Annotated in this window: 15 protein-coding genes; 8 read left to right on the top strand and 7 right to left on the bottom strand. The window is 37.8% G+C overall.

Annotated features, from left to right (window positions below; genetic code table 11):
- Positions 1-248 precede the first annotated feature (248 nt).
- The 8 genes from recJ (at position 249) to dnaG (ending at position 11,294) form a co-directional block, all read left to right on the top strand.
- Entirely contained in the window at positions 249-1,967 is a 1,719-nt protein-coding gene (recJ, locus tag AC4PG5_RS12525) for a single-stranded-DNA-specific exonuclease RecJ (RefSeq protein WP_492029193.1), read from the top strand.
- Positions 1,960-3,921 carry a RecQ family ATP-dependent DNA helicase gene (locus AC4PG5_RS12520; protein ID WP_492029192.1) on the top strand — a complete coding sequence of 654 codons (1,962 nt, stop codon included), beginning with the start codon at positions 1,960-1,962 and terminating at the stop codon, positions 3,919-3,921. Before recJ ends, AC4PG5_RS12520 begins: the two co-directional genes overlap by 8 nt.
- Positions 3,922-4,000: 79 nt before the next feature.
- Positions 4,001-4,963 carry a tetratricopeptide repeat protein gene (locus AC4PG5_RS12515; RefSeq protein WP_492029191.1) on the top strand — a complete coding sequence of 321 codons (963 nt, stop codon included), beginning with the start codon at positions 4,001-4,003 and terminating at the stop codon, positions 4,961-4,963.
- A gap of 311 nt (positions 4,964-5,274) precedes the next feature.
- Positions 5,275-6,123 (top strand): prephenate dehydratase, encoded by an 849-nt coding sequence (locus AC4PG5_RS12510; RefSeq protein ID WP_492029190.1) that lies wholly within the window; start codon positions 5,275-5,277, stop codon positions 6,121-6,123.
- Positions 6,098-7,288, top strand: coding sequence for a pyridoxal phosphate-dependent aminotransferase (locus AC4PG5_RS12505; RefSeq protein WP_492030762.1), 1,191 nt, complete (start codon positions 6,098-6,100; stop codon positions 7,286-7,288). Before AC4PG5_RS12510 ends, AC4PG5_RS12505 begins: the two co-directional genes overlap by 26 nt.
- A gap of 31 nt (positions 7,289-7,319) precedes the next feature.
- Positions 7,320-8,381, top strand: a complete 1,062-nt coding sequence (locus AC4PG5_RS12500; protein ID WP_492029189.1) for a bifunctional 3-deoxy-7-phosphoheptulonate synthase/chorismate mutase type II — start codon at positions 7,320-7,322, stop codon at positions 8,379-8,381.
- Between the two features lie 8 nt (positions 8,382-8,389).
- Positions 8,390-9,163, top strand: a complete 774-nt coding sequence (locus tag AC4PG5_RS12495) for a prephenate dehydrogenase/arogenate dehydrogenase family protein (protein ID WP_492029188.1) — start codon at positions 8,390-8,392, stop codon at positions 9,161-9,163.
- A gap of 94 nt (positions 9,164-9,257) precedes the next feature.
- A complete protein-coding gene (dnaG, locus tag AC4PG5_RS12490) occupies positions 9,258-11,294 on the top strand; it encodes a DNA primase (protein WP_492029187.1) in 2,037 nt (678 codons plus the stop codon).
- A gap of 42 nt (positions 11,295-11,336) precedes the next feature.
- Here dnaG and folE read toward each other — a convergent pair whose 3' ends face one another.
- The 7 genes from folE to ndk form a co-directional block, all read right to left on the bottom strand.
- On the bottom strand, positions 11,337-11,921 hold the full coding sequence (folE, locus tag AC4PG5_RS12485; protein WP_492029186.1) for a GTP cyclohydrolase I FolE: 585 nt from the start codon (positions 11,919-11,921) through the stop codon (positions 11,337-11,339).
- A 15-nt stretch (positions 11,922-11,936) separates the two neighbouring features.
- Positions 11,937-12,392, bottom strand: coding sequence for an SPOR domain-containing protein (locus tag AC4PG5_RS12480; protein WP_492029185.1), 456 nt, complete (start codon positions 12,390-12,392; stop codon positions 11,937-11,939).
- Positions 12,393-12,482: 90 nt separating this feature from the next.
- Complete coding sequence (tpiA, locus tag AC4PG5_RS12475) at positions 12,483-13,241, bottom strand: triose-phosphate isomerase (protein WP_492029184.1); 759 nt, start codon at positions 13,239-13,241, stop codon at positions 12,483-12,485.
- Positions 13,242-13,286: 45 nt separating this feature from the next.
- Complete coding sequence (locus AC4PG5_RS12470; RefSeq protein WP_492030761.1) at positions 13,287-14,633, bottom strand: BT_3928 family protein; 1,347 nt, start codon at positions 14,631-14,633, stop codon at positions 13,287-13,289.
- Positions 14,623-15,165, bottom strand: a complete 543-nt coding sequence (locus tag AC4PG5_RS12465; RefSeq protein WP_492029183.1) for a DUF1599 domain-containing protein — start codon at positions 15,163-15,165, stop codon at positions 14,623-14,625. The genes AC4PG5_RS12470 and AC4PG5_RS12465 overlap by 11 nt, the downstream gene beginning before the upstream one ends.
- 106 nt (positions 15,166-15,271) lie before the next feature.
- The gene (locus AC4PG5_RS12460) at positions 15,272-16,150 is read right to left on the bottom strand and encodes a peptidoglycan DD-metalloendopeptidase family protein (protein WP_492030760.1); all 879 of its coding nucleotides are present in this window, start codon (positions 16,148-16,150) and stop codon (positions 15,272-15,274) included.
- 17 nt (positions 16,151-16,167) lie between these two features.
- Complete coding sequence (gene ndk / locus AC4PG5_RS12455; RefSeq protein ID WP_492029182.1) at positions 16,168-16,632, bottom strand: nucleoside-diphosphate kinase; 465 nt, start codon at positions 16,630-16,632, stop codon at positions 16,168-16,170.
- Between the last annotated feature and the right edge of the window lie 42 nt (positions 16,633-16,674).

Here is a 16,674-nt window from a genome sequence, read left to right as displayed (position 1 = left end):
TTTACAACCCTAAAGGGTTAAAACAGTTCTCTCTCACTTTTATGTTCTTCTATCAAACATTAACATCAAAAGAGTAAGTACATTTTTGTAAATGGCAATATAAGCCCCATTTTGTAAAAACAATAATACAATTGAAATATTTTCGCCATATCACTCCAAATCTTTTGGTTTTTTTCGTACTTTTACAGCTTGTTGGGGACAACTACCTCTAACATTCTGGAACAAGAAAAAGAAAAACAATATATAAAATGAACTACAAATGGAATTATCAACCCATTACACCAGAAAAGACAGAACAGAGCGAGGCATTAGCCCGGGAGTTAGGGATTAGTCCAATCTTAGGAAAACTGCTTTTACAACGAGGCATTACAAAGCTCTCTGAAGCAAAGAAATTTTTCCGCCCACAACTACCAGACTTGCACAATCCTTTTCTTATGAAAGATATGGATATTGCCGTAGAACGCCTAAATCTGGCTATGGGGAAAAAAGAACGAATTCTGATTTATGGGGACTATGATGTAGACGGGACAACTGCAGTTGCTCTAGTCTATAAATTCATCCAGCAGTTCTATTCAAATATCGATTACTATATTCCCGATCGATATAACGAAGGGTATGGAGTATCAAAAACCGGAATAGACTATGCTGCCAATACCCAGGTCAAACTAATCATTGTATTAGATTGTGGCATTAAAGCCATAGAAGAAATTTCATACGCCAAAGAAAAAGGCATCGACTTTATCATCTGCGATCATCATGTGCCAGATGAGGTACTTCCACCGGCTTATGCCATTTTAAATCCCAAAAGAGAAGATAATACTTATCCATACACTCACCTCTCAGGATGTGGGGTCGGTTTTAAGTTCATGCAAGCTTTCGCTCTGAACAATGGCATAGAGTTTCATCACCTCATTCCTCTATTAGATCTTGTAGCCGTAAGCATTGCTTCAGATATCGTACCAATCATGGGTGAGAATAGAATCTTGGCCTATCACGGATTAAAACAACTAAATAGCAATCCTAGTATAGGTATGAAAGCCATTATTGATGTCTGCGGATTGGCGGATAAAGAAATCACAATCAGTGATATCGTTTTTAAAATAGGGCCACGTATCAATGCTTCCGGACGAGTACAAAACGGGAAAGAAGCCGTTGACTTGTTGACCGAAAAAGATTTCTCAATAGCACTCGAGAAAGCTGGACAGATTAATCAATACAACGAAACAAGAAAAGATCTCGATAAAAACATGACCGAAGAAGCCAACCAAATTGTGGCTAATTTAGAGGGATTGGCTGACCGGCGATCGATTGTCTTATTCAATGAAGAATGGCATAAAGGCGTTATCGGCATTGTTGCTTCGCGACTTACTGAGATCTATTACCGCCCAGCAGTCGTACTGACTCGAACCGACAACATGGCCACAGGATCTGCACGTTCAGTCTCGGGATTTGATGTTTATAAAGCCATTGAATATTGCCGCGATCTACTAGATAGTTTTGGCGGACATACTTATGCAGCAGGTTTATCGATGAAGGTCGAAAATGTGGAGCAGTTTACTCAACGGTTTGAAGAATTTGTCACCCAAAACATTTTACCCGAACAACGAAGTGCTGTTATCGACATTGATGCCGAGATCGACTTTAAAGATATCACCTCTAAATTCTTCAATGATTTGAAGAAATTCAATCCTTTCGGACCAGAAAACTTAAAACCAATATTCTGCACACGACATGTCTATGATTATGGGACGAGTAAAGTTGTGGGTCGAGATCAGGAACATATCAAGCTTGAACTCGTTGATAATAAGTCAAACAATGTCATGAATGGAATCGCCTTTGGACAAAGTTCGCACGTGCGATACATCAAAACCAAACGTTCATTTGCCATCTGCTATACAATTGAAGAAAACACTCACAAAAGAGGTGAAATACAGTTACAGATAGAAGATATTAAGCCCATTGAATAAATATCAAGAGATATTAAAACAATATTGGGGATATGATTCATTCCGCGATTTACAGGAAGAGATTATTACCAGTATAGGTCAAGGACAGGATACATTAGGTTTGATGCCCACGGGTGGCGGTAAATCTATTACCTTCCAAGTACCGGCTTTGGCCCAAGAAGGCATTTGTATTGTTGTGACCCCGCTCATTGCTTTAATGAAGGATCAAGTACAAAATCTTCGACAACGGGGGATCAAAGCCTTAGCGATTTATTCCGGAATGAATCGCCAAGAAATTATTATTGCTCTAGAAAACTGCATATTCGGTGATTACAAGTTTCTCTATATTTCTCCAGAGCGATTAGCCACTGACATATTTCGCACCAAGCTCCGTTCGATGAAAGTCAGTATGATTACAGTCGACGAAAGTCACTGCATTTCACAGTGGGGGTACGATTTTCGTCCGGCTTACCTTAAGATTGTTGAGATCAGAGAACTATTACCAAACACACCTGTACTTGCATTAACAGCCACAGCAACACCGGAAGTTGTAAAAGACATTCAAGAGAAATTACATTTCCGCAAAGAGAACGTTTTTCGAATGAGCTTTGAACGAAAAAATCTAGCTTATATCGTTCGTCAAACAGACAATAAAACAGGAGAATTATTACGTATCTTACAACATATCCCAGGAAGTGCCATTATATATGTACGTAATAGACGCCGAACAAAAGAAATAACCGAGCTACTGACTCACGAAGGGTTTACAGCCGAATTTTATCATGCCGGCCTTGATAATAGCATAAAGGATATCCGTCAAAAGCAATGGCAAAATGGCAATAGTCGCGTTATGGTAGCCACCAACGCATTTGGCATGGGAATAGACAAACCCGATGTACGGGTTGTGATTCATTTTGATCTACCTGATTCCATTGAAGCCTATTTCCAAGAAGCAGGTCGTGCAGGAAGAGATGGAGAGAAAGCTTACGCTATATCACTTTATGCAAAATCAGACAAAGCAGCTTTACACAAACGTATAGCAGATACATTCCCTGAAAAAAAATACATTAAAGAAGTCTATGAACATCTCCAATACTATTATCAAATGGCTATGGGCGACGGCTTGGGGTGTACTAAAGAATTTAACCTTGAAGAATTTTGCCGTCGATTCAACTATTTCCCGGTTCCTGTAGACAGTGCTCTAAAGATACTAACGCAAGCCGGTTATCTAGAATATACCGAAGAACAAGACAATGCTTCCCGATTAATGTTTTGTATTCACCGGGACGAACTCTACAAGTTACATGAGCAAGGAAAAGAATCTGATATCCTTATACAGAACATTCTACGTTTGTATACCGGGGTGTTTACCGATTATGTTTACATTAACGAAAGTACACTTTCTATTCGTACAGGATTGACGCGAGAAGAAATTTATAATTTGCTCATCACCTTATCCAAACGACGCATCATTGATTACATCCCCCGTAAAAAAACGCCATTCATTGTTTACACACGAGAAAGGGTAGAAATGCGTTATCTAAATATAAGTTCGAGTATATATGAAGAACGTAAAAGTCGATACGAAAAACGAATTCAAGCCATGGAGGAATACGTCACGTCCGAACATCATTGTAGAAGCCGGATCTTACTCCATTATTTTGGTGAGAGAAATGAGCACAACTGCGGTCAATGCGACATCTGTCTAGATAAAGACCATACCAATTACATCGGCACGCTATCCTTTGAAACACTCAAAAAGCAGATTATAGCAATCTTAAAAGGTGAACCAGGCCTAACTCCTTCTTGCATAGAAAAGAAAAGCAATGCGAGCAAAGAAGACCTTACCTTAACCATTAAATACTTGCTAGAAGAAGGAGAACTTAAAATGGAGAATGGAAAAATATCTTCAGTTCAAAATGAGATTAAAGATGAGCAAGATTTATCGCTAGAAGCACAATTTCCAGAATCATAGTCAGACGATTTTTATTTAAAGATTTACAAAACCGAAACAAATCGTTACTTTTGCATCATAAACATATAAAACAAAAACCATGCTGAATTTCTTTAAATCTTTATTTTCAGGCCAAACAGAAAAGCCGATAGAAAATAATCAGCCTCAAAACAATAAAAAGGACTTTGAAATACTTAAATATGACGGACTTCGTGCTCAGCGAATAGGACATATTGATTATGCAGTAAAATGTTTCAGTGAGGCACTTGCTCTGGAAAAAGACTTTGAAACAATGGGATATCTAAGTCAAGTCTACCAACAAATAGGAGAACTTCCAAAAGCCAAAGCACTGCTTCAAGAAATGATAAACATGGAACCTCACATGACTGAGACCTTATTATCATTATCTAACGTTTGTTTTATCGAAGAAGACTATTCCGGCATGGAAGAAGCAGCACATTCCGTATTAACGATCGACAAAGAAAATGCAACTGCCTATTTCTTTTTAGGGAAAGCACGGAAAGGCCAGAAAGACGATTTAATGGCTATTGCGCACCTGACTAAAGCCATCTTATTCAAAGATGATTTCATTGAAGCCCGCCTATTACGAGCTAACATTCTCATTGAGATGCAACAAGTGCAAGAAGCCATGGAGGACGTTACTAACATACTTCACTTACACCCAGAAGAAGAAAACGCATTACTAGTACGCGCACGCATCAAAGAAATAAACCAGAACAACGAAGAGGCTGAAAACGATTATCGATTAATTACAACCCTTAATCCTTTTAATGAAGAAGCTTATCTTCAATTAGGTCGAATGTTCATTGCCAATAAAAAGTTAGAAGAAGCCATTGCTCTATTCGATGAAGCCATTGAACTCAACCCTAATTTTGCTAAAGGCTATCATGAACGCGGAAGAGCAAAACTACTTAATGGAGACAAAGCTGGTTCAATGGGAGATATGAAAAAGTCACTAGAGCTTAATCCCAAAGAAGAGGCTTTGCTAAATGGAGAGTTTAATAATCAACAGGCGCCGTCTACCGACATCTTAGGTTTATAACATAATATTTAAAACGAGGCACTTTTTATAAAAAACTATCACTAAACACTAAAAAAAATCTCTTTTTTGATTTGCATATAACAAATTTATATTACTTTTGTCGCAAACTAGAAAATAAAAGAAAACTATTGATGAGATCGTTTACTTATGCATATTACTTCTTTTTTTACTTTTACTTTAGCCAGAAAGTAGAGCGGGAGTTTGTATGTATCAAGTGACAGTGATGCTTAAGAACTAAAAAGAAAGAGTTAATCATATGAATCCCGCTCCATATTTGGATGCGGGATTTTTTTATATAATTCAAGAACAACATGAAAAGAATTGCAATTCAAGGCACCTACGGCTCATTTCACGATATAGCCGCACATAATTACTATGCAGGAGAGGACATCGAGTTAATCTGTTGTTCCACATTTGAAGATGTATTCAACGCCATCCAAAAGGATAACCAAGTCATTGGAATGTTGGCTATCGAGAATACAATTGCAGGAAGTCTGCTTTATAACAACGAGCTCCTTCGTTTAAGCGGAACACAAATCATTGGAGAATATAAATTACGTATCTCACACTGTTTTGTATGTCTTCCTGAAGAAGATTGGGGCGACATCGTGGAAGTAAACTCACACCCTATCGCCTTAATGCAATGTCGTGAGTTCTTAAACAACCACCCCAACATTAAAGTTGTTGAAGCCGAAGATACCGCCCTAAGTGCCGAGTGGATTAAACGTAAGCATTTAACAGGTCGTGCTGCCATCTGTTCTAAGGCAGCAGCGGAGCATTATGGAATGAAAGTATTGAAAGAAGGTATTGAAACAAACAAACATAACTTTACTCGTTTTTTAGTTGTAGCCGATCCTCAACAGATTAATGAACAAGAAATAAATAAAAATGAGTCTATTGACAAAGCAAGTTTGGTATTCACACTTCCCCACACTGAAGGAAGCCTATCTCAAGTTCTATCTATCTTATCATTTTACAACATTAACTTGACAAAAATTCAATCTCTTCCTATTATCGGCAGAGAATGGGAATATCAATTTTACGTAGATATCACTTTTACCGACTATATCCGATACAAACAAGCATTAACAGCTATTAGTCCTCTAACGAAAGAATTAAAACTTTTAGGTGAATATAAGAATGGAAAATCAAACATATAACATCAGCCCGGCCGATAGGCTAACCGGAGTTAGCGAATATTACTTCTCTAAGAAACTAAAAGAAGTTGCGCAAATGAATGCCGAAGGAAAAGACATCATCAGCCTAGGTATCGGAAGTCCGGATATGCCTCCATCATCGAAGGCTATCAATAAATTGTGCGATGCAGCGAACGACCCCAACGGACACGGTTACCAACCTTACGTTGGCATTAGCGAACTTCGACAAAGTTTTGCCAATTGGTATCAGCGTTGGTACAATGTTGAACTTAATCCTGCAACGGAAATCCAACCTTTAATCGGCTCAAAAGAAGGCATTCTTCATGTCACGCTTGCTTTCGTTAATCCGGGTGATAAAGTTTTAGTTCCTAATCCGGGATATCCAACCTATACTTCACTTAGCCGATTGTTAGGAGCAGAAGTCGTTTCATACGATTTAAAAGAAGAAAACGAATGGATGCCCGACTTTGATGTTCTAGAGCAGATGGATCTCGAGAACGTAAAACTCATGTGGGTTAACTACCCCAATATGCCAACAGGAGCTAATGCGACCAATGAATTGTTCCAAAAAATCGTAGACTTCGCTCGTCGTAAAAATATCGTTGTAGTCAACGACAATCCTTATAGCTTTATACTTAATGAACATCCTCTTAGCATACTTAGCATACCTGGAGCAAAAGAATGTTGCATTGAATTTAATTCAATGAGTAAAAGTCATAATATGCCTGGATGGCGAATTGGCATGTTAGCTACAAATGCTCAATTTGTAGAATGGATTTTAAAGGTGAAAAGTAATATCGACAGTGGTATGTTTAGGGCCATGCAATTAGCAGCAGCAACAGCTTTAGAAGCAGAAGCCGATTGGTACGAGAGCAATAACCGCAACTATAGCAATCGCCGCCAATTAGCCGAACAAATCATGCAAGTTCTGAATTGTACCTATAACAACAATCAAGTTGGTATGTTCCTTTGGGGGAAAATACCTGAAAGCTATGCCACAGTAGAAGAACTTACTGAAGAGATTCTTCACAAAGCCAGAGTATTTATTACTCCAGGATTCATTTTTGGCAGCAATGGAGCACGTTATATCCGCATATCACTATGCTGTAAAGACGAAAAACTAAAAGAAGCTCTGAACCGAATAAAAGAATTAAAGTCAATTAAATAGTTATTGAATAATCATAAAAAAAGAATATACAATGGAACTCGAATCAATTTTACTTCCGAACATAGAAAACAAGCGTCCAATGGTGATCGCAGGTCCATGCAGCGCCGAGACCGAAGAACAAGTCATGGAAACAGCTAGGTTATTAGCAGCCAAAGGACAAAAAATATTTCGTGCAGGCATATGGAAACCAAGAACCAAACCCGGAGGCTTCGAGGGAGTAGGTGTAGAAGGATTAGCTTGGTTGAAAGAAGTTAAAAAAGAAACAGGAATGTATGTTTCAACAGAAGTGGCCACTGCCAAGCATGTCTATGAATGCCTAAAAGCCGGAGTAGATTTACTATGGGTCGGAGCTCGCACCACTGCCAACCCTTTTGCTGTTCAAGAAATAGCTGACGCCCTAAAAGGGGTGGATATTCCTGTATTAGTAAAAAATCCTGTAAATCCAGACCTAGAATTATGGATTGGAGCTTTAGAGCGTATACACAACGCTGGACTAAAGCGTCTAGGAGCGATTCATCGTGGTTTCAGCAGTTATGATAAGAAATTATATCGCAACTTACCACAATGGCACATTCCTATTGAATTGCGCCGCCGTATCCCTAATTTACCCATTTTCTGTGACCCTAGCCACATTGGAGGTAAACGCGAACTCATAGCACCACTTTGTCAACAAGCCATGGATTTAAACTTCGATGGACTAATTATCGAAAGCCATTGTAATCCGGAAAAAGCATGGAGTGATGCTTCACAGCAAGTCACCCCTGATGTGCTCGACTACATTCTAAATATGTTGGTTATTCGCAAAGAAACGCAAACGACCGAAAATTTGTCCGAATTGCGTAAGCAAATTGATGAATGCGATGATAATATCATCCAAGAATTAGCTAAACGCATGCGTATCGCTCGAGAAATCGGTACATATAAAAAAGAACATGGCATAACCGTTCTACAAGCTGGAAGATACAACGAAATCTTAGAAAAGAGAGGCATGCAAGGGGAGCAATGTGAAATGGATGCAGATTTTATCAAAACCGTTTTTGAAGCTATTCATGAAGAATCTGTCCGCCAACAAATGATTATTATCAATAAATAAAAGGCATCATGCGTATATTAATATTGGGAGCCGGTAAAATGGGTTCTTTTTTCACAGACATCTTAAGTTTTGAACACGAAACAGCCGTTTTTGACGTCAATCCTCATCAACTAAGATTTGTCTATAACACGTATCGATTTACGACACTTGAAGAAATAAAAGAGTTTGAGCCGGAACTCGTCATCAATGCAGCCACAGTAAAGTACACGATCGAAGCCTTTAAGAAAGTCCTCCCGGTACTTCCTAAAGATTGCATTTTAAGCGATATTGCTTCCATCAAGAACGGGTTAAAGACGTTTTATGAAGAAAGTGGATTTCGTTATGTATCGACACATCCAATGTTCGGTCCAACATTTGCGACGCTAAATAATTTAGGAAATGAAAATGCCATTATTATTAGCGAAAGCGATCATCTAGGGAAAGTTTTTTTCAAAGATTTATACCATAGTCTAAACCTCAATATCTTTGAATACACTTTCGAGGAACATGATGAGACCATGGCTTATTCCTTATCTATCCCATTCGTATCGACATTGGTTTTTGCAGCCGTAATGAAGCACCAAGAAGCTCCTGGCACTACCTTTAAGAAACACATGGCAATAGCTAAAGGCTTATTAAGTGAGGATGATTTCCTCCTTCAAGAGATTTTATTTAACTCTCGAACACCGGCACAAGTTGAGAATATTCGGACAGAACTTAAAAGCCTTTTAGAAATTATTGCTCACAAAGACTCAGAAAAACTGCGGATCTTCCTTAAGAACATTCGCCATAAAATAAATTAAGATCTTTAAGTGACAATAGCTCCTTTTTTCGCAACAATCTTTTGAACACGTTCAAAAGAAACGTAACTTTGTATACGAAATTTAAAAGAGAACAATGATTGATCAAGCTACCATAGACCGAATTTTAGATGCTGCACAAATAGTAGATGTCGTCTCAGAATTTGTGACACTCCGCAAACGTGGAGTTAATTATGTCGGTCTATGCCCTTTTCATAACGAAAAAACGCCATCTTTCAGTGTTTCTCCTTCAAAGGGTGTTTGCAAATGTTTCAGTTGCGGAAAAGGAGGAAATGTAGTTCATTTCATCATGGAACATGAGCAAATGAACTACTATGAAGCACTTAAATACCTCGCAAAAAAATATAATATTGAGGTCCAAGAGCGGGAACTAACCAACGAGGAAAAGCAAGCTCAATCAGTACGTGAAAGTCTATTCATTGTCAACAACTTTGCAAACGATTACTTTCAAAATATCTTAAGAAATCATATTGATGGTCAGAATATAGGTTTGGCTTATTTCCGCCAACGGGGATTTCGAGATGATATTATCAGTAAATTCCAATTAGGGTATTGCACCGACAGTCATGATGCATTAGCCACAGAGGCGATGCAAAAAGGATATAAAAAAGAATATCTAATAAAAACCGGACTCTGTTACGAGACAGATGACCATCGTTTAAGAGATCGTTTTTGGGGACGGGTTATCTTTCCGGTACATACGCTATCAGGAAAAGTCGTAGCTTTTGGTGGACGTGTTTTAAGTAGTCAGACCAAGAAGGTTACAATGAAGTATGTCAACTCACCCGAATCAGAAATATATCATAAGAGCAATGAACTTTATGGCATCTACTTTGCCAAACAAGCCATAGTCAAACAAGATCGTTGCTACCTCGTAGAAGGTTACACCGACGTCATATCTATGCATCAGTCGGGTGTAGAAAATGTGGTATCCTCATCCGGGACAGCCTTAACTCCAGGCCAAATCAGATTGATACACCGGTTTACGAACAACCTGACTCTACTTTATGACGGAGATATGGCAGGTATAAAAGCTTCTTTACGCGGAATTGACATGCTACTTGAAGAAGGTTTAAACATCAAAATCTGCTTACTTCCAGATGGAGAAGACCCAGATTCATTTGCTCGAAAACACAATTCTGATGAGTTTAAGGCTTTCTTCGATAAAAACGAAACCGATTTTATTCGGTTCAAAACCAATCTACTGATCAAAGAGGCTGAAAATGATCCGATTAAAAAAGCCGCATTAATCACAGATATTGTCCATAGCATTTCTGTCATTCCAGAAGCTATTGTCAGAGACGTTTACATCAAAGAATGCAGCCAGCAATTACGAATTGAAGAAAAGATATTGGTTGCCGAAGTTGCTAAAATAAGGGAAATACAGGCACAGAAAAAGAATAAACCTATTGTGGCCACAAGTTCCTCACAATCGGAATTAACCAATACTCAGGGAACATCTTCAGCAGAAGGAGCAACAGTAGAAAATGAAGCATCACGAAGTAACAGAGATCTGCCTTATCACTCTCTAATTCCACAAGAAGGCAAAGAAGGGCAAGAGTTTTATAGATATGAGCGATATATCTTACAAGCAGTTGTTCGTTATGGCGAACAAGTCATGTGTTCCGTTACCGATGAAAACAGTCAAGAAACCTCTATTACTGTTATCGAGTATGTTATAAATGACTTAAAAGAAGATGGTCTACACTTTCACAATCCGTTACACAGACAAATATTAACGGAAGCCATGCAACATTTACACGATAAAAATTTCAAAGCAGAACGTTACTTTCTAACTCATCCAAATCCTCAAATAAGCAAGCTTTGCGTTGATCTGGTAAACGTTAGATATCAATTAAGTAAATACCATTCAAAAATGCAAAGAATAATCACAGATGAAGAACGTTTGGTCGAACTCGTTCCAACTCTTGTGATTAACTTCAAATATGCAATTGTAACTGAAGAACTTAAGCATGTTCTATTAGCACTCCAGAATCCACAATTAATGAGCAATGAAGAACAATGCAATTCACTAATGAAAAGATATAAGGAACTAAAGGAAGTTCAAAATTTAATGGCTAAACATTTGGGAGATCGCGTTGTCTTACGGTAATCTCCCCATCCATCTAAAATTGCTTTTTCACCTACAGTCCAGTTACCTTTGTCTAATTAGATTCATAAATTCCTCGCGTGTCTTGGCTTGATTAAAAGCACCTGTAAAATCAGAAGTCGTAGTGACCGAATTTTGCTTTTCAACGCCTCTCATCTGCATACACATATGCTGAGCTTCTACAACAACCATAACCCCCAATGGATTTAAAGTTTCTTGAATACACTCTTTAATCTGCAAAGTCATGCGTTCTTGCACCTGAAGTCTGTGAGAAAAGATATCTACCACACGTGCAATCTTACTTAATCCCGTAATATAGCCATTAGGGATGTATGCAACGTGAGCTTTACCATAAAAAGGAAGCATGTGGTGTTCACACAAAGAGAAAAAATCAATATCTTTTACAATAACCATCTGGCTATATTCCTCTTTAAACTTAGCCGAGAGTAATACCTCATGAGGATTCATACGATATCCCCTAGTCAAGGTGAGCATTGCCTTTGCTACACGTTCAGGAGTCTTAACCAAACCTTCACGATCGGGATCCTCTCCCAATAAACTAAGGACTTGCCGATAATGGCCTTTCAAACTTTCCAAATCAGGAGAAACAATAAGTTCTTTTTCTAACATGTGATAAATATAAGGTTATAAAGGAATATTAATTTGATCTCTAACAATAGAAACTTCTTTAAATACACCCGTTGCTTTAAGTTTACGCATCATTGCATCTGCTTCCTCAATACTACGAAAATCTCCAACTCGGCACAGCCAGCGTGGAGGATTAAATGAAGTATAGATCGTTAAATCCGGAAAATACTCTTTGATTTTGGAAGCTATATTATAGGCCTCATTTTTAGCCTGCCGAGTATTATTTCCGGCATAAGCCTGGACTCTAAAACCTTGAGCTTTTATAAAATTCTGCTCACCTGTTATAGGGGTAATATGTTCCAATCCTATCAAAGCCTCAATGCGAGGATCCTGATAAATAGTCACTTTTCCTTGTCCTGGCACTGTTTTCTCAAGACTCTTAATAATATTTTGAGCCCATGTAACCGTGAAAAAACTGCTTAAACAGAATGTGAATAGAATAAATCTTTTCATTGAATGCTAATTATTTAAACTAGATGATTATCCATCAAGTACTCTTTTCAAGAATACCATCAGGATAATCTCAATTATTATCGATTGTCTTTAAGCATTGAATGCATCAATAATACCTTTAAAGTCTTCTACCTTTAAAGCAGCACCACCAATCAAACCACCGTCAACATCAGGATTTGCAAACAATTCTTTTGCATTAGAAGGCTTACAGCTACCACCATAAAGGATAGAAATATTGTCAGCAACTTCTTGACCATACTTATTAGCAACAAGTGAGCGAATAAACGCATGAATTTCTTGTGCTTGTTCAGGAGTAGCAGTTTTACCTGTACCAATAGCCCAAACCGGTTCGTAAGCTAAAACGATTTTAGCAAATTCTTCTGCAGACAAGTGGAATACAGACTCCATTTGAGCAGAAACAACTTCATTCTGTTTGTTAGCTTCACGTTCTTCAAGAACCTCACCAATACAGAAAATCGGAGTTAAGCCATTAGTCAAAGCCAAATCAACTTTTTCTTTCAAGATCTCAACAGTTTCACCATAATAAGCACGACGCTCAGAGTGACCCAAGATAACATATTTCGCACCAGTAGAAGCAACCATTTCGGCAGAAGTCTCTCCAGTATAAGCACCAGAAGCTTTATCTGCACAGTTTTCAGCTCCAACTCCAATCTTAGCAGCGTCTACCAAAGGAGTAACAGAAGCCAAGTGAATAAATGGTGTACAAATAACCACATCACAATTAGGTTTTTCGCTAGCTAATGCCTCATTTAATTCTTTAGCAAGAGCCACACCTTCTTGAAGTGTTTTATTCATCTTCCAGTTACCTGCAACAATGTTTTTTCTCATTTTTGTTTATTTATTTAAAGGGTTAATAAAAAAGCATTATCATTTTTATTCGACTGAATCATTAGACACAGAGTCGGTATGAGCCTGTACCTGCTGTCTAGACTTCTCCTTTCTTGCCTTCCATTGATGACGACGAATAAATAAAATATCTAATCCTAACACGACAAACAGCGGAACAAAGAACCACAACACAACATAGCCAATTGTATCCCAATCATTAAATGATTTCTGTTTCCCTAATGGTAATTTCTCCAAGCGATCGGTTAAGACATATTCATCAGGAATATTTCTATCACTCCATTTGTTTATAATTTTACCATTCTTTATTAAAATCAATCCCGGATTAGAACGCAACATCGTTTTTAGAGTGATGTTATCCACTTGGCAAAATGGATATTCAGCTCCTGTCCGATCTCTCCATCCTTCAATTTGATCGGAAGAAGAAGAAGTCAAAGCATAAAATCGATATTTGTTTTCTACCGAATAATCATAAATTTCATTAATCAAATCAATATGACTGTCGTCAGACTCCTCCAAACGATTAGTCACCAGAAGAAAGGTATATCCCATATCAGTCAACACATTCTCCGTTATATCGTTACCACCAACAACCTCTTTGAGTGAAAAATCATGTATCGGAGGCTCGTAACCTTTTTCTTTCAAAATAGATCGTGAATCAATAAAGGTCCACGTGCTATCCGGATAATTATCTAAAGTAAACTCTTTGCGAACTCCATTTTTCTCTAAGGTAAAGAAACTCTCATAAACATCTGGCTTAGCCCCTTCCGGGATTTGCATTCCTGCCCATATATCTCGACCGATCTTATAAGGTCTGAAATCAATAATAGGAAGATTCTTGATGCAATATACGCTTAGACAACAAACAAAAAGAACGGTGTATAAAGAAGCTAACCATTCAAGATCAGCACTCACAAATCGGAATAGCAATTTACGCCATCTAAAAAGAGACAAAGCCGCTAACAACAATACAATATTTTTTATAAAACTTTCCCAATTTGTTAAGACCCAAGCATCTCCAAAGCATCCACAATCTGATACCGGATTATAAACGGCTAAATAAAGCGTAAAAGGAGTCATCACTAACATTAGGAGCAAGGCTAAAAGCGGACCGATCATTTTCCGAATCCCAAGAAAAAGGAAAATTCCAATAGAGAATTCTAATGCAGCAAAAAGAATAGCCACTCCTAACTGAAAACTTTCAGGGAAAGAATGACCAAAGCCAAAAGCGATTAAATAATCCTGTATTTTATATTGAAAACCAATCGGATCAACAGCTTTCACAAAACCAGAAAAAGTGAACACAGTCGCCAAAAGGAATCGACAAATATTCACCCAGACAATCGTCGCTATATGTAAATAACTACCCTTCAAATTCCAATTTAATGAGGCCAAACACAGAATAATTTATCATGTCCATATAATTAGCATCAATGCCTTCAGACACTAATGTATGACCAGACAAGCTTTCTATTTGCTTAGTTCGATAGATTTTCATCAAGATAAGATCAGTATACGAACTGATCCTCATGCTTCTCCAAGCTTCATCATAATCATGATTCTTAGCCATCATTAAGTCTAAAGCCATTTTAGCATATTTATCATAAAAGGTCAAAGCTTCTTCATTAGTCATATCAGCTAATTCAGCATATCCCTTTTCCAATTGTATCAAGCCGATAATTCCATAATTAACAATGCCGATAAATTCCGAACGAATTCCTTCATCAACTAAAGTTACACCTTTAGTTTCAATGCTTCGAATACGGTTCGCTTTTATGAAGATTTGATCAGTCACTGACGAAGGACGTAGAATACGCCATGCTGGTCCATAATCATGTAATTTCTTTGAAAACAAATCACGACAAAGTGCAATGACATGCTCAAATTGTTGTTTAGTCTCTTTCATCTTCTTTACAAATAGAGTACAAAGGTAACAATAATAATATGAAAACAGAAAAGGGGCACTCTAAATTATATTAAAGGCCCCCTCTTATAAATTGTCTATTATCTCTTTATGAACAACGCAATACTTGTCCCAGTCTTAAAGTTGTTCGAGTAGTTATTCTATTCAGTTTACAAAGCTTGCTTACTGATACTCCACGCAATTTAGCAATGCGCGATAGTGTATCTCCCCGCTTCACTTTATGGTATCTAATTGCACCTTCTTCATTTAAACCACCATCATGCGAACCCGCTGCAATGTTATATCTTCCAGATTTTCTAAAGACATACGTATCAGCAACAACATCCTGCTTAGGGAAGTTAAACATATAGGCCGGATTAATAGCAAGTCCTAAGAATCGAGTTTCAAAGTGAAGATGTGATCCGGTAGAACGTCCGGTATTTCCACCCAATCCGATTGGCTCACCCGCTTTAACAATTTGATTTTCTTCTACAAGCTGTTTTGAAAGATGCCCATACACGGTTTCCAGACCATTTTCATGACGAACAACCACATATTTACCATAACCTCTACGTTCATATTTAACGATACGTATCTTACCATCAAAAGCAGACACAATAGTATCACCAATATTAACCTTTATATCTAGTCCATTGTGCATTCTACGCCAACGTGGACCAAAAGGAGAAGTTATACGTGTATTAGTAGTAGGCATGCAGAAGCCTGATAGATCAATGGTATAGCTATCTGGAATAATAGCGCTCTTACCATAAGCATGCACATATTCGTTATTCCAGTTTGGATATAAACTTAAAGCAGGATATTCAGCTTGTTCTGCTCTAATTTGTCTTTGTAAAGCCAGTGAATCAACAGACTTAAGTTTTCTGTCAATAGGAGCCTGACGAGCAATCAAATCTTGAGAAAAAGAACTCAAGCTAATCATAGCCGCTGCGGCTACCATCACTGTCTTAACATATTTAAAATTCATTCGCATTTAGGGCATTATCAATATTCGTCATTAGCATAAATATAGTCAAAAGACACTTGCTTATATTCGAATATTTCTTCAGGTTTAAAAAATCTATTTAATTCAGCATTAGCCGTTTCTAAGGAATCAGAGGCATGAATAATATTTTCTTGATAGCTCATGCTATAATCTCCACGAATCGTTCCGGGAGCGGCTAAACGTCCATTTGTAGGTCCAGCCAACAGTCGAACAGCCTGTATGGCGTCTACACCTTCAAAGCAACACACAATGACTGGTGAAACCAACATTGAATTCTTAACTCTTTGGAAAAAAGGTTTGTTGCTCAAATGGGCATAATGAATGCTTAATACTTCATCTGTTAGTTGTACCATTTTCATACCAGCCAAGCGTAAACCTTTACGCTCAAAACGTTGAATAATCTCTCCAATTAGCCCACGCTGTATGGTGCACGGTTTCAAAATCACCAACGTTTTTTCTAGCATTTTCCTTCAGATTACAAGTGGTTAAACAAACGACCTCTAAAA

This window comes from Bacteroides sp. QWL-09 (genome assembly GCF_058683585.1).
This window is presented reverse-complemented; position numbering and strand designations above follow the sequence as displayed.